The following is an 18,949-nucleotide window of genomic DNA, read 5'->3' as shown; positions in this document are numbered from 1 at the left end:
CAGTTAGTTGACAGAGTTACTGAAAGGAAAGATTATTCACCTGATAAGGAGTTATTTTGTGAGTAATAATCCCCGCGGTAGAAAAAACACATCAAATTCTCAGCAATCAACTTTGCTCAATCAGGGAAGATCACCAAGCAATGACTCCTTAAAACCCAGTAGCATAGACGCTCAACCTCAAGGCCGCGGCCATAGGGTGAAACATTTATCAACCAAAGCTCAACTCAACCTAAACCAAAAACAAGAACAACGAGCGGCCCTTGCCACTGGTATTCATCACGGTATTTCCGTTTCCGAATTTGTGCGTAATACACTCAATGTAAGGCATACAAAGCAAGGCGATCGCGCAGAAGAAGTTAGAAATAAATTTCACAATTCCGCCAGAGAAGAAAATTCACTGAGTAAGTTGTTCTCCAACAAAACACAACGAGATTTTATAGAGGCGCGTTTTAATAACAAGGATGTCCATCAAGATGATAACCGCGTTCTCTCTAAAGATGGTAGCTACAAAGGTTCCATGATATCCGCCACCTATTTCAGCCTCGCAAAAAACGAAGGTGATAAACAGACGAACCATCCCAGGAGTCCCACTCCCAAAAACTATGAACCGAATAGAGCTCATGCTACGCCATTTCGATTGCATGGTGCCAAAACGAATGAATTTACTACGGTATGGAACCCAAATAAAGCGAATAAAGTGGTGGATAGTGAAGTTGAAAATGCCGTTGAGCACTACGGAAAACTCTCAGCGAAAACTAATCCCAATCCTAAAGGCAATGAAAGTGCCGAACGAGTTCATTTTCGGGTCGACACACAAGACCACTCCACCGTTGGTTTTGTTGCCAAACAAGGGCAAGGTGATGATACGCGTTACACCATGTACGCTATGAATTACCAGCGACGCTTTGATGATAAATTTGCACTGCGCTCTATGAGCCCAACATTGCTTAATGAAGACAAACTAAAAGTCACCAAAAAGAAGGTAAAAGTCGTTCAACAACAAAACGGAGCTCAACAGCAACGACAAAATAATCAACCACAACCTACAAATAGCAATGGCAGTGCAATGCAAGCTGAACCATCACAAAATAACGGAGCCCAGCAAAGAGGCAATCATTTTATGCGTATACAAGGGCAAAATCAGGGACGAAAATAATTCAAGCTCCGAGTATTAGTGAACAGACATCAAAAATCTCAAGGCTTGGCTTTAAATGGCTTTCCTTGGTAATAGGCAAAGTCCGCCATTTGTAGCATCGGGAAATCTTCTTTAGTATCCCCATAGGCAATCACTTGCTGAAAGGCACACAAATCAAATCGCTGTTTTAGCTTACTCACTTTTCTAACACCACTGCAATCCCCTCCAAGATAATGCCCGGTGTAACGACCATGACGTACTTCCAATTCACTGCACACCAGATCAATACCTTGTAATTCACACCATTGTTGTAAGTAGACCGAGACTGTCGCTGAAACGACCACCACAGAATTTCCCGTTTGCTTATACTCGCGCAATTTTTGCAGCAACGTTGGGCGGATGACTCCGGGTAAGTAGTCCGATACGAACGTCTCCACTTTGCGCTTTAGTCTTTGTTCTGACAGGCCAGCAAAGGCCAGTCGTGAAATCAAAGGGCGTAACTTTGACGCAGATAACACACTGCATTTATATAGCAACAAAGCCGGTGATAACAACAAACCACCCAATACCAAACGCAAACGTCCGGTACTAAATAAAATAAAGCGAGTGTAGGTATCTTGGGTGGTCAACGTGCCGTCAAAGTCGAACAGCACGAGTGTTTGTTTCTGCGAATTCTTCGACATAATGCGCAATGCCCTCAATTGCCTTAAATTTTAAACTAAATCTTACGGCAAACTCGCGATGGATGGGCAAATCAAATAGCGCAACCATAGCCTTTACCGCCACAAATATTTCCCTTAGCGCCAAGCAACAATACTAAAGTTGCACTGTCTATATTGGAAATATGCGGCTAGTATTATCTTTAACAAAACGTCTCCCCCCCCATTGCCAATATGGGTGTTTACCCGCTACATCAAGGGATTACAACATGTTTAACAATCTATTCAGCAACAGTTCTGAAAAAGACAGGATAAAAGAGCAGCAAGAAAACCGCGAGTTAACAGCTATTTATCAGGCAATGAACCGGGTTCAGGCGGTCATTCAGTTTACACCAGACGGCATCATACTGGAGGCTAACGACAATTTTTGTAATGCCCTTGGATATCAGCAAGACGAAATTGTCGGCCAGCATCACAGAATGTTCGTTGAGCCCGCATTCGCCAATAGTGATGAATACCGCGCTATGTGGGCCAAGATCAATGCCGGTGATTTTGTCGCAGGAGAATTCAAACGCATCACAAAACAAGGCAAAGAAGTTTGGATTAATGCCTCTTACAACCCGGTATTTGACGAACAAGGCACACTCTATAAAGTGGTAAAGTTTGCCACCGACATTACGGCTCAAAAGCTGAGGGATGCCGATTTTTCCAGCCAGTTAGCGGCAATAGACAAATCCCAAGCAGTGATCCAATTCAATCTGGATGGCACCATCATTACCGCCAACGATAACTTTTGCCAAACGGTGGGTTACAGTCTGGAAGAAATCAAAGGCCAGCATCACCGGATGTTTGTTGCTCAACACTATGCCAATTCTGAGCAATACCGCCAGTTCTGGGACAAATTAGGCCGCGGCGAATTTGCCGCAGGGGAATATCAAAGAGTCCACAAAAACGGAGCTGAACTGTGGTTGCAAGCCTCATACAACCCAATTTTTGATGCTAGTGGCAGAGTCTATAAAATCGTAAAATTCGCTTCCGACATCACCGAGCAGAAGCGCAAAAACGTTGACTATCAAGGGCAACTGGAAGCGATCAACAAAGCCCAAGCGGTTATTGAGTTTGATTTAAAGGGCAATATTCTCATTGCCAACGAAAATTTCTGCAACACCATGGGCTATGAACTCGCTGAAATTCAAGGTAAACATCACAGCATGTTTGCAGAAGATAGTCTAAAAAATAGTCTTGAATATCAGCAATTCTGGCAAACACTTGCCAGCGGCCAATACAAATCAGGCGAGTTTAAACGGCTGGGTAAGGGCGGCAAAGAAATCTGGATTCAAGCCACCTACAATCCCATTCTGGACACCAATGGCAAGCCCATTAAAGTGGTTAAGTTTGCCACTGATGTGACTCAGGAGAAACTGAAAAACGCCGACTTCCAGGGTCAGTTGGAGGCCGTGGGCAAAAGCCAGGCGGTGATCGAATTTGAGCTTGACGGTACTGTCATTACAGCCAATGAAAATTTCTGTAAAACCATGGGGTATACCCTGGCGGAAATTCAAGGGAAACACCACAGTATGTTTGCCAAACCCGGAGTTGCGCAAAGTGCCGAATACCGCGATTTTTGGGCCAGTTTAAACCACGGCGAATTCCAATCGGGTGAATTTGAACGCATAGGGAAAAACAACAGAGAAGTCTGGATCCAGGCTACCTACAATCCCATTTTTGATTTAAATGGTAAGCCTTTCAAAGTCGTTAAGTACGCTACTGATATTACAGCAGAAGTAGGCCAGCGAGAACTGATACGAAACTTATCACTGGTGGCCAACGAAACCGACAACTCAGTAATTATCACTGATGCCAGCGGACTGATTGAATACGTCAACCCCGGATTTAGTAAACTTACGGGCTATTCTTATGAAGAAAGTATGGGTAAAAAGCCCGGAGACATGCTGCAAGGCAAGGATACCAGCCCCGAGTCCAAACAACGGATTCGAGAAAAACTGGCATCGCGTCAACCTTTCTATGAAGAAATCCTGAATTATGACAACAAAGGCAATAGCTACTGGATTTCCCTGGCGATTAATCCCATTTTTGATAACTCGGGAGAGCTAATAAAATTTATCTCCATTCAAACCAACATTACGGAAACAAAAGTCAGAGCACTGGAATTTACTGCCAAACTGGAAGCCATTGGCCGTGCTAATGCAGTAGCCGAATTCTCACCGCAAGGCGTGCTAGAAGAATGCAATCCCCTGTTTTGCAACGCCTTGGGTTTTGATAATAGCGCAGCAGCCTCTCAGAAAAGCTGGAATACATTGTTGCACAAAGACTTTACTGAAAGCAGTGAGTATAGACAATTCAACGAAACCCTCTCTGGTGGAAGCTTTGTCTCTGGGGACTTTAAATTTTCAACAACAGCGCAAAATACATGTTGGCTAAATGGCTCCTTTAATCCCATAAAAAATACCTCAGGGGAAATTATTAAAATCGTGTTTTTTGGCGTTGATGTCACTGGCCGTAAACGCGGCACTGACAAGATGGCAAGTGCGCTTACGCAACTGGAAGCCGGCGATTTAACCACAAGAGTGGAGGGTGACTTTGGTGAAGAGCTGAATCGAGTACGAGACTCGTTAAATACTTCGATGGCTCACTTACAAAAAACCGTAGAGAGTATTTTAAGTATCGCCGATCAGGTAAACCATGGCACCCGAGAGATTGCTAGTGGCAATAACCAACTCAATGATCGCACCATCCAACAGGCATCAAGCCTGGAAGAGACCGCTGCCAGTATGGAAGAAATGACGGCAACCATTAAACAGAGCGCGGAAAATGCCAGCAAAGCCGCCAGCACAGTGCAAGACACACGCAGCCTGGCTCAAACAGGGCAAAATGTGGTGAAAAATACCGTAAATGCCATGGAAGAAATATCTCGCTCAAGTAAACAAATTGCGGATATTACCAGTACCATTGATGAAATTGCCTTTCAAACCAACTTGCTTGCCTTGAATGCCGCTGTGGAGGCCGCCAGAGCCGGTGAGCACGGCCGGGGATTTGCCGTTGTGGCAACGGAAGTTAGAAACCTGGCGCAGCGCTCAGCGACCTCAGCCAAAGAAATAAATAGTTTAATTGGTGATAGCCTCACTAAGGTAGAGGCAGGCGTTAAAACCGCTGGAGAATCAGGCACAACACTAGAGCAAATCGTGGGTGCCGTAGTAGATGTGAGCGAACAAGTGCAAGACATCATGGAAGCGGCCAAGCAACAGGAAATGGGGATATCTCAGATTAACGCCGCCATCACTCAAATGGAAACCATGACTCAGGAAAATGCTGCATTAGTAGAAGAAGCCGCATCGGCCAGTCAAATGATGCAAGATCAAGTGGGCGAAATGCGTTCCGATCTCAGCTTCTTCAAGTTAAACTCTTAGCCGCGTGTGCAACAGTTGTTGGCCTGCACCAGTACATGCGAATAAACTTATGGATTGTCTAATGTCCCAGCACAAATAAGTGCTGGGACATCAGGTTTTACTGCGGTGTGCGGATCACCATCATCATTCAGAGTCTGAGACGAAAACGGTTCATCGGCACATCACCTTTTACTTTAAGAGCAGGTTTCATTGTTACCAGCGCAGTGTATTCACCGGGGTAAAATTGCTTAAGGCGAGAGACTCTTGCATAGTGATTTGGCTCAAACTCATTAACCAAAGGCAATGCTGTCGCAAGCGCCGGGTGCACCTTGCCATCGCGATAACTTAGCTCCAGTAAAACGTCGATTACATCTGGCCCGAGTTCCCGCGTTTGAGGCTTCAGCCCTTGCTCATCAAAAAAACGAATAACATTTAACGCGTCCTGACTTAATGCAGCAGCAACAAAAACATCCCTTCCCTGCTGATCAATAAGATTAAAATCGAATCCTTGCTCGTACCAGTATTGCCACTGCTCTAACTTCAAATATTTCAATGCCTCTACAGATGACGGTGCCACAGGCATCACTCTGGCCTGCCACACCGACAGCAATTCATCAAAGTTGCCCAACATGGCACGCAACAGTGCATCTGTTTCAACTGTGGTTATTGGATAAGTAGTACTGTATTCCAGTGCCTGCTGGTGTTTGTTTTCTCGCAAAATATTTAAAAATGCGCTCTCGCTTCGTCCAACCCTGTGATTTTTTTGCTCATACCAGATGACATACAGTGCCGGGTCAATTTGATGCAGTTGCTTCGCCACTTCAGTATTATCACTTTCAGTGGTACCAGCTTCAATGCGTTTGATTATCTCACGCGCTTCCTCGAAATCGGCAAAGCCTTCTCTGTCGCGCAACATCCTCTCGGTAGCTGCGCATTGTTCTCCCTCTCGCTTGAGTTCTTGCCTTTTATCTTTGGCGATGGCTATGGCATTGGACAATGCTGAATTGTCAGGTTCAAGCTGAGGGATACGCTCCCCAACGCCAATCAGTTCAATACTTTCAAGTAATTTCTTCAATTCCGGATCCGATACCGTGCTACTCAGTTGGCTTTTGTTATGAGGTGGTGAAAAACGCACTTCGGGAGCGCCATCAAATTGTACGGTTTCACCATGGGCCCGATAGCCTCTACCTTTTAAATACACCAAGGTTTCAAAGTATTCATCCGGGTAGGATTGAGTAGCTGAATAGAACTTCATGTTAACAATAGCAATATCCAGTCCGGTAACAATTCCGGGTTTATCAGAGGGGGTTACGCCATAAGTGGCCAATAGTTGCAGCAAGCGCGTATTGTGCTTTGCCGCGGCCATGTCAGCCAGATTAAAAAAGGCTTCATTGAATGGTCCCCGCATTAACACTGGTATCGCTTCAGGGCTTTGAGTTTGCTGCAGTACTGCACTGATGTATTCCACAGGCAATTCGCTATGTATCGCTACTGCCACGTCATTTACCGTAAAGTTGTGTTGCGCTATCGCCTGTTGAAACTCTTGTAAATCCAATCGAGTGGCCGTCAAGATAACAAGTACGGATGGAGAGATAACGGTAACATCTTCAATTCCCAATGGGGATTCCAGATAAGTATTAAAATTATCTTTATTATCAAACAATTGAAGTATCTGTGCTTTACTCACATTCTGCTTTAAAGAAAGAAACATCCTCATCCCGGTAGGCGGATTCGCCTGCAAATGAGTAATCAACTCTGGCACTATTTCGTCACTCAAACCTTTGATCACCGACAAACCTGTCCATTCTCCTAGTATTTCTGCAGAGCGGGTAAACTGATATTTTTGTTTCTCCAGATTCAAGCGAGCAAATAATAACAGCTCATCAAAGCTACTGTGAAAGGTGGTATGCTGTTTTTCATAAGCCATTAGCTCAGATTCAGTTCTACCGGCTTGCAGTTCCGTTTGCAGTGCACGGATCAGGCTATTGTTGATGCTTTTTACTTTGTCACTGTATGTCAGGTGCCTCTCATCGCATTGTTCTTTTGCTCTCAACAAAGCTGATAACGAATTTTTTTCTTCAACATCTGGCAGATGTTCTGGAAGCACTACTTCCGGATTATCAAGTCTCTCAAACTGAGCCTGACTATCAATTCCCTTACGGGTTTCTTGTCGGGTTTGCCACGAAATGACGATGAGAATAATTAGCGTGCAAGAAACGAAAAATCCTGTTTTTTTCATCATATTCCTTTATTTGTCGATACACACAGGCCTGAAAAAGACCATTTAATTTACCTTAAAATTATAATGAAAAACAGGATAGTCCCCCATGCAAGGGCGGGACTGAAATTTATTGCCGTGATGCTTTGAGAAAGGATCCGTAACTCCTCGTTTGAAGGCGCAGAAACCTCCAAAATGGTAAATTAAATACACATCCAGCACAAACTATCGTAATATCAATGGAGATATAAAATTAACAGGAGAAGCTGTGAAGCCATACGGAAATATCCAATCAAAAAACCTCAAACTTGTGTTGTTTCTCGCCAGAGCGCTGGCGATTCTTGGCACAATTTCGTTTTTCCTGGGGCTAATTTCATTTATTGCTGCCCTCATTGACATCCGTTTTATCGGGGTGTTAGGTGCGGTATTACTTGTTTCTGGCTTGGGGATAGTGCTTTTCTCTGGTTTTATGGCGGCCATGGTTGCTTTCGAAGAGAACTACAGGATCAGAACGGAGTACCTGGTCCAGCAACAAAAATAAAACCACCGACAAAAATGAAACCAGCACCAACAGGTGCTGGCTTATCTCATCTACTGCGGTGTACGGATCACCATCAGGCGTAACTCCGTCATATCTTCCATGGCGAATTTAACGCCTTCTCGACCCAAGCCTGATTCTTTCACGCCACCATAGGGCATGTTGTCTACACGCCAGCTGGGTACGTCTCCAATCACCACTCCGCCCACATCCAGGGTGTCCCAGGCTTTATGGGCTTTGTACAGATCCCGCGTAAAGATACCTGCCTGCAAACCAAACTGACTGTTGTTCACTTCCTCAAGGGCCGCGTCAAAATCATCAAAAGAACTAATGATAGACACCGGACCAAAGGCTTCTTCGGCATTGATATTGGAATCACTGGCAGCGCCTTCAATAACCGTGGCCTGCAACATGGCGCCATCCCGCTGACCACCACAGAGTACACTTGCCCCCGCCTCTTTAGCTTCGTTGATCCAGCCTTCCAAACGCTTAGCTTCGGATTCAGAGATCATGGGCCCAATAAAGGTATCTTCGCTGAGCGGATCACCGTGTACCAACTTACTTACCTTGTCCACGTAACGGGTTTTGAACTCATCGTACAAAGAGCTGTGCACTATCACCCGCTGCACACTGATACAGCTTTGTCCTGACTGGTAGTAGGCCCCAAATATAATGCGCTCAATGGCGTCATCCAGATCGGCATCTTCATCCACAACACACGCAGCATTACCGCCTAGCTCTAATACCACCGGCTTTTTGCCCGACTTGGCTTTTAACTCCCAACCCACACCAGGTGAGCCGGTAAAGCTGAGTAGTTTGAACCGATCATCAGTGGTAAACAGATCTGCACCATCTCGGCTGCAAGGCAAGATGGAAAACGCCCCTTCAGGTAGATCGGTTTCTGCCAGAATCTCACCGATAATAATGGCACCAATAGGCGTGCGGCTGGCGGGTTTGAGTACGAACGGACAACCCACTGCCAGAGCCGGAGCCACTTTATGGGCCGTCAGGTTTAACGGGAAGTTAAAAGGTGAAATAAATGAGCAAGGTCCAATAGGTACGGGCTTGTACATGCCTTGATAGCCTTTGGCCCGCGGGGTAATTTCCAGGTTCATCACATGGCCTTCCATGCGTACCGCTTCTTCCGCTGCGATACGGAAAGTGTCAATCAAACGAGTGACTTCGCCTCTGGCATCTTTAATGGGCTTGCCAGCTTCGATACAAAGGGCATAAGCCAGTTCTTCAAAGCGCTCTTGAAAACGTTTAACACAATGATTGAGAATATCCTGACGCTCATAGGGTGTCATTTTGCGCAAGGCTTCCTGGCTGGCATCTGCGGCAGCGATTGCCTTATCAATCACCTCTGCATCGGCCAGTGCCACATACGTGGCGTCCTCACCTGTGTATTTGTTAGTTACGGCCAAATCTTTGTTGGCATAAACCGCTTTGTTGGCCAGATAGTAGGGATAGTGTTCTGCTAGTTGTTGGCTCACGGTGCCTCCTTAAATTTTGCTGCTCAATTCTTTGATGGTTTTATTCAACGTTTCGTCATTCAAACTATAATCCACCGGCACATCAATCAAATGCACGGCTGGTTCCTCCAGACATTGTTTTAACTGGGGCAATAACTCTGCCGCCGATTCCACACGCCAACCTTTACCACCATAGCTTTCCACATATTTAACGAAATCGGGATTGCCGTAGTCCAGACCAAAGTTCTCAAACTCCATATTGGCCTGTTTCCATTTGATCATACCGTAGGCGTCATCTCGCAGGATCAATACCACAATGTGCAGATTTAAACGCACTGCGGTTTCTAATTCCTGGGAGTTCATCATAAAACCGCCGTCACCGCACACCGTAATCACCGGGCGATCCGGGTGTACCATTTTGGCCGCCATGGCCGAAGGCAAGCCTGCCCCCATAGTAGCCAACGCGTTATCCAGTAATAGCGTATTAGGAAAGGCCGCCGGATAATTGCGAGCAAACCAGATTTTATAAACGCCGTTATCCAGGGTGACGATGCCGTTTTTAGGCATGGCCTCACGCACATCTCGTACAAAGCGCTCAGGTAAAATGGGGAAGCGGTCGTCATTTTCTGATTCGCTGCGGTGCTGCACATAAGCGTCGTGCACCTTGTGGAAGAACTCAAAATCCCAGGAATCCTGACGGCTGATTTGCTCTTTTATTTGCCAGATACTGTTGGCAATGTCGCCGGTAACTTCCAGTTGCGGGAAATACACCGGATCCACCGCCGCACCCGCGAAGTTAACGTGTATCACCTTACTACCACCGGGCTTCATAAAGAAAGGCGGTTTTTCCACCACATCGTGGCCAACGTTGATGATCAAATCTGCTGCATTGATGGCGCGATGCACAAAGTCGCCATCGGAAAGCGCTGTGTTACCTAAAAACAGTTCACCGTGTTCATCCAATACGCCTTTACCCATTTGCGTGGTGATGTATGGAATACCGGTTTTTTCTACAAATTCAGTCAACATCTTACTGGTGAGCTTGCGATTGGCACCCGCGCCAATCAGTAGAACCGGAGATTTTGCCGCTTCAATCATTTCCACCGCGCGATTAATCGCTTTGTATTCGGCAATTGGGCGTCGGGCAACACTGCCACTGATCAAGGGCATCAAGGTGATTTCCGCTGCGATATCTTCAGGTAATTCAATATGCACAGCACCAGGTCTTTCTTCACCGGCTAAGCGGAACGCTTCTCGCACCACAGACGGGATACGGTCGCCGCTTACCACTTGGGTGGTATATTTGGTGATGGGACGCATCATGTCCACCACGTCTATTACCTGAAAGCGGCCCTGTTTGCTGGTTTTAATGGGTTTTTGTCCGGTGATCACCATCATGGGCATGGCGCCTAATTGGGCATAAGCTGCTGGAGTTACCAGGTTTGTGGCACCGGGACCCAAGGTAGACAAACAAACCCCGACTTTCCCGGTCAAGCGCCCATAGGTTGCCGCCATAAAACCCGCCCCTTGCTCATGACGGGTGAGGATTAACTTGATGGAGGAGCCACGCAACGACTCCAATAAGTCCAGGTTTTCTTCACCGGGAATACCAAAAATATACTCCACCCCTTCAGCTTCGAGGGCTTTAACAAACAAGTCTGATGCTTTCATGTATTCTCCAAATACTGATTCAACCGTGTGAAACCAACTTTCGCACTTGAGTATAGTAGTCTGGTGATTTAATGGCGGGTTTTAAAGTGATTAAAATGAATGGAACCATTCGTTTTTTTCGATGATATAGCCAAAGGGCATAATGCAGCGTTTAAAGGCAACACGTCCGTGTGCTGTCTATACCCTTGGTAAGCGAAGCCTGCCGCACTAATGTTACAAACAGATTAAGAATAGTTTTTACACACAATGCGACAGCAGCTCATCCTTGAGCGCAAATCTTAGTAAGGTCCATTGACCTCTGAATCAGCTTGCCACAGTCCATGCCAAACCTGATTGCCATGTACAAAGAACACGTTGTCGCCGTGGATCACACTGCGGTCATCAGCACTCCAGGCATAGCTTTCAGGGTCATTTTCCACTTCCATGCGATTAACGACCTGCATTTGGGCTGCACCGGCGGTGGCGTCTACATCCAGCATCAATAGGCTATTGTGAGGCTGCCAAATAGTCGTTGTGGTTCCCTCTTCGGCATTTTCATCAGTGACTTCAGTTTCCAGCCAACTCTCTAACGGTAAGGCAAATTGATACTGCTGCTCAGTTTGTAATACCGATAACGCACGATAGTCATATTCCACTGGAGTGTATGTATCATCGAAAGAAACATTGGCAAGCTCAATGGGATTACCGGCATCGGATGCGTCAAACAGGCTGACTTTAACACCCGTTGTAACAGGAGTTGTGCGCGGCGTATCGCCAGTTCCGGGTAAATCCACTTCTTCTACTTCTTGCCCAACTCCTAACAAATAGCCATTCTCAAGAGGGTGTAGATAAGATGAAAAACCAGGTATCTCCAGCGCGCCTGCCACAAAAGGCGCAGTATTATCGGCTAAATCGATGACGTAAAGCGGATCGACTCGTTCGAAGGTGACGATGTAAGCGCGGTCCTGAATAAATCGCACAGCAAAAATATCCTCGTTGGGTTTACCAATCGCTTCCGGCTGTTCATCGTTTGGCAGTTGCGCCACCAGCTGTAATGCGCTGTCACTTTGCTGCAAGACGCTGAGCTTGTGCTCCGGCCCATTGTCAGTCCACTGGCTGGTGACAATGCGCAAAAAGTCATCACTTTCACTCATACGCAATTGTGGAGTGCCATCCCGTCCCCATAAACCGCCTTCCACTTCGCCCGAGGCGGCATAAGCAAACTGGGATGCCACATCAAATTTATGCAGCGAAATCCCCTCTTGCATATGTGCAGCGAGATACAGACTATTGGTGGACATATAACTGATATCTGCGTAGGTGCTCATGCAGATGGATTCAAACTGTTCTGGTTGTTCAATGTTAATACGCGTCACGTTTAACAGATTGGCGTAACCATCAGCCTCGGTGGCCTCCTCCGGAATAAGACACTCTTCCGGCTGGCTCAATTCCTGAGCGACGCCATTGACCCGAACATCAGGCATTAAATCAGCCATAGAAACGGTTTGCAAAAACTCGTAGTTAGCGAGGCGCTGAGCGTCATCCTCTGGATAAGGATGAGGTAGCTCGACATAAGGGTTGTAGGAAGTTACCAGGTAAATATGGTTGTCTATTCGACGACTGGCCACCAGCCAACCATCCACTGAAATAGCAGCGACTTCGTTAGTCTCAGCCGGTGTGCTGGTATCATACAGATTCACATCAACCGAGTTGCTCCAGCCGCCGTCAGGAGCAAAAAAGCTGGTGCTGGCAATGTCCATTAAAGTCATGAATGGGAAACCACTCGACACCACAGACAATCGGTCTTGATATAAATACATGCCATTGATATTGCTGTTTTCTGATTCAACAGCAATGTCATTCACTTCCGTGAGGCTAAAGTCGTCGTTGCGCTGCATCACCCGAACGGTCGCGGCCGGCATTTCCACGCCATTCCAGACAGGTTGTGTTGCGATGTACAAAACATTGCCATCGTACTCAATGCGATCCGCTTCATCTACACCCACTTCCGCCGTGTTGGTTTGAGAAAAACCACTACTACTGGCAGCGTCATTAAACTCCAGAGTAGGTACAGCTGGGATACCACCATCTCGGTCGGTACCCGCGGAGCGACTATAAATACCATTTTTCAGATAACGTTCAAAATCGCCGGGCCCGGATAATACCAAACTACCTGATATGGCTTGCGCGCCATTGATTTCGGGTAATTGTGGTGCTGGTGGTTCCGGCGGAATGATGGGGGTGGTGACAGTGTCTGAGCCACCACACGCGGTTAACAGCGCGATGGCACATGAGAGAGATAAAGCACGTTTGATCATGGCTAACTCCTGAGACGATGATCCTGGTTGAATGTTTTTGATAAAAAGCTAAAACCTCATATTGGCAATTATATTAGGCTCACGGTTCACCAAAATCCGTTCCAAAATCTTAAGAAATGTGTTTATTTGTAATCGCCTGATGTGGCCTTGTCAGACCTTTGATAAGCTTAACAATATTGAAATAATCATCGACTATAGATTGCTCCCATGCCAACAGGAATAAAACTGACCTACAAACAAACATGCAAAGCGGCTCTTGCCCTTTGTTTGTTGTGCGTGTCAGCAATTTCCAGCGCGCGGGAAGAGCAAGAAAAGTGCATGGCATCTTATTGTCTTGAAAAAGGCCAACTAGAAATTGCTGTGGGTTTAGGTGCTGGGGTACGCACCAATCCCCTTTATCAAACCGACAATACCCCGCTGGTGGTGATCCCTGATATCGCCTGGTATGGCGAAAACTGGTACCTGGACAATACAGAAATAGGCTACCAATGGATTCAAGAGGAAACCTTTGCAGCAGAGGGATTTATTACCCTGAACAGCGAATATGGACATTTCAGAAGCAGCCACTTTAGCAACTTCGTATTAGATGGCAGTAGCATCTCCAGCGGTTTTGAAAGTGGCACGGCTCCCGGTCTTGCGCCGAATGACGAAGATGATAATCAACAAGATATTTTGCTCAACATACAGGTTTCTCCTGAAAACGTGGCAAAACGCAAACTCGGCATAGACGCCGGCATACGATTGCATTGGTACCAAGGTGACAATGAATGGACCTTAAGTGCTGCCCACGATATTAACGACGTTTATCAAGGTGGTTCACTCAGTGCTAACTATCGACGCTTTATGGAACTGGGGGAATGGCGCGTTATTGCCAACCTTCGCGCCACCTGGAAAAGTGCGGCGCTGTTAGATTATTATTATGGCATCGATGCTCGCGATACCTTCGATGCCACACTGCACTACACAGCAGGTTCTGCCTGGTTCACACAGGTGGGCTTATCAGCCAACCGAAAAATTACGGAGAACTGGCGCTGGTTATTACATTTCAGTTATAACCATTTACCTTCCGCTATGTCGGATAGCCCGCTGGTAGATAAAAATTACACTATAACAACATTTGCAGGGGTTACTTATAGGTTCTAGGACCTGGCTGTTGAAGCCTTTATTGATTTGGTGCGGGATTACCACATTGCCAACTAACGCCTCACCAGAAGAGTGGCAAATCGCTCCCTCGACTTGTTTTACTGACAAGCCGGGCGGGCTTTGTCGTCTCTCGCTAAATATCAATTTGCCAAGAGACCTGATTAACACCCATCAAGAAGTATGTTTTGTACTGGGTGACAGGCTACTAAGATGTATACGCAGTGATCTGGGCCAGGTTGAGTTCAGCCTTGAACTCACCCAAAGCACCAAATTGCAAATACTGGTTGATGGTCAACTCAGTACCACTAAAACCCTGCAGGTGCAGAGCCTGAGCCCTTCATCAAAACGGCGCCGAGTGCGCAATCCCTGGAGTTTTTTCTAATGCATAAAGCCATTCTTGTGGAAGATGATGAGAAGTTACGCAAGCTAACTCAAGAATTTTTGAACGCCAATGACATTCAAACATTAGCCCTTGAAGACGGTTCAGATTTGGAAAAACAAATAGACTTGTTTGAGCCGGAATTGCTCATTCTCGACATCATGCTGCCAGGTAAAGACGGTTTAACTCTGTGCCGCGAAATTCGCAGTCAATTTACTGGCCCCATCCTGTTTATGACAGCCAAAGGCGATAACGTTGATCAGGTTATTGGGCTGGAACTAGGAGCTGATGATTATATTGTTAAACCGGTTGAACCCAGGTTATTACTGGCGCGAATTCACGCGCTATTGAGACGCGTTAATCCGGTAAAAGCCAATAGCAAGGAAAGCAATGAAGACCTGTTGCGTTTTGGACAGCTAACGATTGATAAAAAGTCCAGACAAACCAGCCTCAAGGGAGAGACGGTACAACTCACCAGTCACGAGTTTGATATGCTGTGGTTATTGGCAAAAAACGCCTCGAAAGTGGTCGATAGAGACACCCTTTACACTGAAATTATAGGCCGCGAATACGATGGTGTAGATCGCTCTGCTGATGTACGCATATCTCGCCTGAGAAAAAAGTTACACGACGATGCCAAGGCGCCTTTCCGTATCAAAACCATCTGGGGCAAAGGCTTCTTTTTTGTCTCGGATGCGTGGGATTAGCGGGCTTTTGGAGCATCTGTGTTACGCATATTCATCAGTTTTTATCTATTTATCGTACTGGCCCTCGTCGGTCTTACATCACTGCTAGATACACTGATGCTGGAAAGTACCAGCGAAAACAAACAAATAGAATCTTTAGCCCATAGCTTACGGTTTGTGCAACAAGATACTGACATCTCGGAACTGAACAACAGTGTTCACCTCTCTGCTCAGAAGATACCAAGTCAGTCATTAGCATTGGCTCCTGCGCAGGAAACGCAATTCCAACAGCAAGGGTATATTATTTCATACGAAACTGACGATACCCCGAATATTTATACGCAACTGCCCGATGGGGATTATTTGCAGGTGAAGTTGGATGGGAATAGCCGTCCATCGAGCTTTATTTTCTGGTATCGCATTGCCTTTTATACGCTTCTGGCATTGCTTGTAGCACTATGGACCTGGCCTTTGTGGCGAGATATCAAAAAACTAGAAAAAGCAGCTCGCTCAGTACAAACCGATGGTAGTATCGAATCGGTGAATTTAAGCGCATCCTCTAACCTCAATGTTATCTCTCAAGCCTTGGATAACCTCAGCCAGCAAGTGCGAAATCTGTTAAACAATCAACGGGAACTCACCAGTGCGGTTGCCCATGAATTCCGTACCCCGCTTGCTCGCCTGAAGTTTTCAATGGCCACACTGCCCGATTCCACTTTGCAAACGGACATGCAAGAAGATCTCAATGAACTGGATCGCTTAACCCAGGAAATGCTGGAGTTTTCCCAATCAGAGCATCATACACCGGAGCTATCTGTGGCTGAGATCCCGGTTAGAGAGATGACACAGGCCCTCATTACCGGCCTGCCTAAGCAACACACTGAAATGTTTAGCATCAGCAACCTTTGCCAGGATCACACCCTGATAGCCGATGGCCATTTTGTGGAGAGAGCCCTGCTCAACCTAATTAACAATGCGCTTAAGTATGCTGAGCAGCGCATCCAAATCAGCAGTGAAGTCACCCAAAGCAGCTTAATGTTAGTAGTGGAAGATGATGGACCGGGTATTCCACTAGATTTGAGAAGTAAGATATTTGATGCCTTCTATCGTCCCGATCAAAGTCGAACTCGGGATAAAGGTGGCGCAGGTTTGGGCCTGGCTACAGTGAAAAAGATCCAGCAATGGCATGGTGGAGATGTTTGGGTGGAAGATAGTAAGCTCGGGGGAGCGCGTTTTGTGTTGAGTTACTCCTACCAAGGCTAAGTATTTTTTGCCGGAAACAGCACCCGACTACTGACAAACTCGGCGCAAACTGCTTTCAATGTTTCGCCGTAAACATACGGGTTTTTGTCATCACCCTTACAATAGTCTGCACTAAACTTACGCATTCTTTCTTTGTCTGTGGTCAACTCGTTGAGGTAACTTTGTTGCTGCTCGGACAATTTCGCCACATGAGGCTGCAGGTTCTGCCGCAACTCAGATAACTGTTCGCGCTCACTGTAATTTGCTACAGATTCAAACCAGCCAGACACCTCCCCTTGCACATCGCCCAGCAAATATTGTGCGAACGAGGTTTGCAATACTGCAAACAGAAAAGCGATTTCAATTATGATAATAAAGGCACGTTTCATTGCGTTAAATCAAGGTCCGATGTCAGTTTAAATTTTACTCTATATCGACAAGCTTGCCAGTAATGATGAGTATGCAATTCGATAACCATTTCTCATTATTAAAAAAAGCACAGCGTTTTATCTAAATTAGACGATTTAAACCGGAAATAATTCCATGCCAGCCACCATGAATAAATGCGAACCTGATATACTAGAGCAGAGAACGCAACACAAACCGCAGCAACACACTATGAGCGAAGAGCAAAACAGCGCCGCAAATGACAACGCAGATAAAGCGGTGCAACAGCAGATCCCTATCAAAGACATCACCCCAATTAAAATTCACAAGCCCGATGCTGACAAGCGTGATGACCACTACACACCCCGTAGTCATGTGTATGTGCGTCAGGTAAAGGGCGCACTGGAAACCTTCAGGCGCTTTTTTGGTGGCTTTTTTATCTTGCTTTTCGCGGGTTTACCTTGGCTGCAATTTGGCGGTCATCAAGCCATCTTGTTCGACCTGGAAGCGCAGCGCTTTCACGTATTTGGTATGACCTTGTGGCCTCAGGATCTTACCTTGCTGGCCTGGATCTTTATTATCGCCGCGTTTGCGCTGTTTGTGGTCACGACTTTTGCCGGTCGCGTCTGGTGTGGGTTCATGTGTCCACAAACCACCTGGACCTATATGTACATCTGGTTCGAACACAAAATTGAGGGGCCTCGCAACAAACGTATTAAGCTCGATGAACGGGCGATGGATTTTGACAAATTTTGGCGAAAAGCCCTGAAACACCTGTGCTGGCTACTGGTGGCTTTGCTTACATCGCTCACCTTTGTCGGTTACTTTGTACCAATCGATGCACTGTTTGCCAATTTCTTTACCTTAGAAACGGGCTTTTGGGTGACCTTTTGGGTGCTGTTCTTTACTTTCTGTACTTATGGTAACGCTGGCTGGATGCGGGAAATTATGTGCACCCATATTTGTCCCTATGCGCGTTTTCAATCAGCGATGTTCGACGCTGATACCTTTACCGTAGCTTACGATGCAACGCGAGGTGAAAAGCGCGGCCCTCGCGGTCGTAAAATGACCCAGGAAAAACTACAGGAAAAAGGGCTGGGTGATTGTATTGATTGCAATCTCTGTGTCCAGGTTTGTCCTACAGGTATCGATATCCGCAATGGTCTGCAATATGAATGTATCAATTGCGGAGCCTGCGTCGATGCCTGCAACGGTGTGATGGATAAGATGGGCTATAAAAAGAATCTCATTAGTTTTACCAGCGAGCATCGCCTGCAAGGCACATACACCAAAATACTGCGCCCTAAACTCATCGGCTACGTGGTGGTGTTGACCGTAATGGTGGCCTTATTGGCGCTGGAAATCTTTACTCGTGTACCGCTGGAAGTGGATATTATACGGGACCGTAACGCCCTGTATCGAGAAACCTACGACGGTTTAATTGAGAATGTCTACACCTTAAAGATTCTAAATAAGTCGCAGCAGGATTTCAGTTATACTGTGGCCATCGAGGGTTTACCAGAACACAAATTCATCGGCGAGAGTGAGTTTACTGTCAGGGGCAGCGAAATATTCACCTTACCCATCAGTGTCGCGATAGATCCCTACCTGCTGGAAGACAGAGTAACGGATATCCGTATTAAAGTGGTCGCTCAGGAAAACCCAGACATTAAGGTCAGTGAACCCAGTAAATTCCTGTACCGATAAAAAACAAG

At 46.3% G+C, this 18,949-nt stretch carries 14 protein-coding genes; 8 read left to right on the top strand and 6 right to left on the bottom strand.

Features of this window, described 5'->3' with window-relative positions; translation table 11 throughout:
* Nucleotides 1–58: 58 nt before the first annotated feature.
* Nucleotides 59–1,156: a hypothetical protein gene (locus ACXAGP_RS10285; protein WP_475261227.1), complete on the top strand. Its 1,098-nt coding sequence runs from the start codon at nucleotides 59–61 to the stop codon at nucleotides 1,154–1,156.
* 38 nt (nucleotides 1,157–1,194) lie between these two features.
* Here the strand turns inward: ACXAGP_RS10285 and ACXAGP_RS10280 are convergent, their stop codons facing one another.
* Nucleotides 1,195–1,818, bottom strand: a complete 624-nt coding sequence (locus ACXAGP_RS10280) for an HAD-IB family hydrolase (RefSeq protein ID WP_475261226.1) — start codon at nucleotides 1,816–1,818, stop codon at nucleotides 1,195–1,197.
* Between the two features lie 245 nt (nucleotides 1,819–2,063).
* Here ACXAGP_RS10280 and ACXAGP_RS10275 point away from each other — a divergent pair, with 245 nt between their 5' ends.
* Nucleotides 2,064–5,222 carry a PAS domain S-box protein gene (locus ACXAGP_RS10275; RefSeq protein WP_475261225.1) on the top strand — a complete coding sequence of 1,053 codons (3,159 nt, stop codon included), beginning with the start codon at nucleotides 2,064–2,066 and terminating at the stop codon, nucleotides 5,220–5,222.
* Between the two features lie 127 nt (nucleotides 5,223–5,349).
* Here the strand turns inward: ACXAGP_RS10275 and ACXAGP_RS10270 are convergent, their stop codons facing one another.
* Nucleotides 5,350–7,443 carry a hypothetical protein gene (locus ACXAGP_RS10270; RefSeq protein WP_475261224.1) on the bottom strand — a complete coding sequence of 698 codons (2,094 nt, stop codon included), beginning with the start codon at nucleotides 7,441–7,443 and terminating at the stop codon, nucleotides 5,350–5,352.
* A 244-nt stretch (nucleotides 7,444–7,687) separates the two neighbouring features.
* On the opposite strand from ACXAGP_RS10270, the gene ACXAGP_RS10265 reads away from it, so the two are divergent.
* The gene (locus ACXAGP_RS10265; RefSeq protein WP_475261223.1) at nucleotides 7,688–7,960 is read left to right on the top strand and encodes a hypothetical protein; all 273 of its coding nucleotides are present in this window, start codon (nucleotides 7,688–7,690) and stop codon (nucleotides 7,958–7,960) included.
* A 50-nt stretch (nucleotides 7,961–8,010) separates the two neighbouring features.
* On the opposite strand, the gene ACXAGP_RS10260 is transcribed toward ACXAGP_RS10265, so the two are convergent.
* The 3 genes from ACXAGP_RS10260 to ACXAGP_RS10250 form a co-directional block, all read right to left on the bottom strand.
* A complete protein-coding gene (locus ACXAGP_RS10260; protein WP_475261221.1) occupies nucleotides 8,011–9,450 on the bottom strand; it encodes an aldehyde dehydrogenase family protein in 1,440 nt (479 codons plus the stop codon).
* Nucleotides 9,451–9,459: 9 nt separating this feature from the next.
* Nucleotides 9,460–11,100: an acetolactate synthase large subunit gene (locus tag ACXAGP_RS10255; RefSeq protein ID WP_475261219.1), complete on the bottom strand. Its 1,641-nt coding sequence runs from the start codon at nucleotides 11,098–11,100 to the stop codon at nucleotides 9,460–9,462.
* A gap of 278 nt (nucleotides 11,101–11,378) precedes the next feature.
* Nucleotides 11,379–13,397 (bottom strand): beta-propeller domain-containing protein, encoded by a 2,019-nt coding sequence (locus ACXAGP_RS10250; RefSeq protein WP_475261218.1) that lies wholly within the window; start codon nucleotides 13,395–13,397, stop codon nucleotides 11,379–11,381.
* A 207-nt stretch (nucleotides 13,398–13,604) separates the two neighbouring features.
* On the opposite strand from ACXAGP_RS10250, the gene ACXAGP_RS10245 reads away from it, so the two are divergent.
* From ACXAGP_RS10245 to ACXAGP_RS10230, 4 genes are read left to right on the top strand one after another with little or no spacing between them, the layout of a single operon-like run.
* Nucleotides 13,605–14,540: a MipA/OmpV family protein gene (locus ACXAGP_RS10245; protein WP_475261217.1), complete on the top strand. Its 936-nt coding sequence runs from the start codon at nucleotides 13,605–13,607 to the stop codon at nucleotides 14,538–14,540.
* A 46-nt stretch (nucleotides 14,541–14,586) separates the two neighbouring features.
* The gene (locus ACXAGP_RS10240; protein ID WP_475261215.1) at nucleotides 14,587–14,922 is read left to right on the top strand and encodes a DUF3019 domain-containing protein; all 336 of its coding nucleotides are present in this window, start codon (nucleotides 14,587–14,589) and stop codon (nucleotides 14,920–14,922) included.
* Nucleotides 14,922–15,626: a response regulator gene (locus ACXAGP_RS10235; RefSeq protein WP_475261214.1), complete on the top strand. Its 705-nt coding sequence runs from the start codon at nucleotides 14,922–14,924 to the stop codon at nucleotides 15,624–15,626. Before ACXAGP_RS10240 ends, ACXAGP_RS10235 begins: the two co-directional genes overlap by 1 nt.
* A gap of 18 nt (nucleotides 15,627–15,644) precedes the next feature.
* A complete protein-coding gene (locus tag ACXAGP_RS10230; RefSeq protein ID WP_475261213.1) occupies nucleotides 15,645–16,868 on the top strand; it encodes an ATP-binding protein in 1,224 nt (407 codons plus the stop codon).
* On the opposite strand, the gene ACXAGP_RS10225 is transcribed toward ACXAGP_RS10230, so the two are convergent.
* Nucleotides 16,865–17,236 carry a hypothetical protein gene (locus ACXAGP_RS10225; RefSeq protein ID WP_475261211.1) on the bottom strand — a complete coding sequence of 124 codons (372 nt, stop codon included), beginning with the start codon at nucleotides 17,234–17,236 and terminating at the stop codon, nucleotides 16,865–16,867. The two genes, ACXAGP_RS10230 and ACXAGP_RS10225, sit on opposite strands and share 4 nt — an antisense overlap.
* A 277-nt stretch (nucleotides 17,237–17,513) precedes the next feature.
* On the opposite strand from ACXAGP_RS10225, the gene ccoG reads away from it, so the two are divergent.
* Entirely contained in the window at nucleotides 17,514–18,941 is a 1,428-nt protein-coding gene (ccoG, locus tag ACXAGP_RS10220; RefSeq protein WP_475261548.1) for a cytochrome c oxidase accessory protein CcoG, read from the top strand.
* The last annotated feature ends 8 nt before the right edge of the window (nucleotides 18,942–18,949 follow it).

The organism is Planctobacterium sp. AWM4_229, from assembly GCF_056160305.1.
The sequence above is the reverse complement of the archived record's forward strand: the minus strand, read 5'-3'. Positions and strand labels throughout refer to the sequence as shown.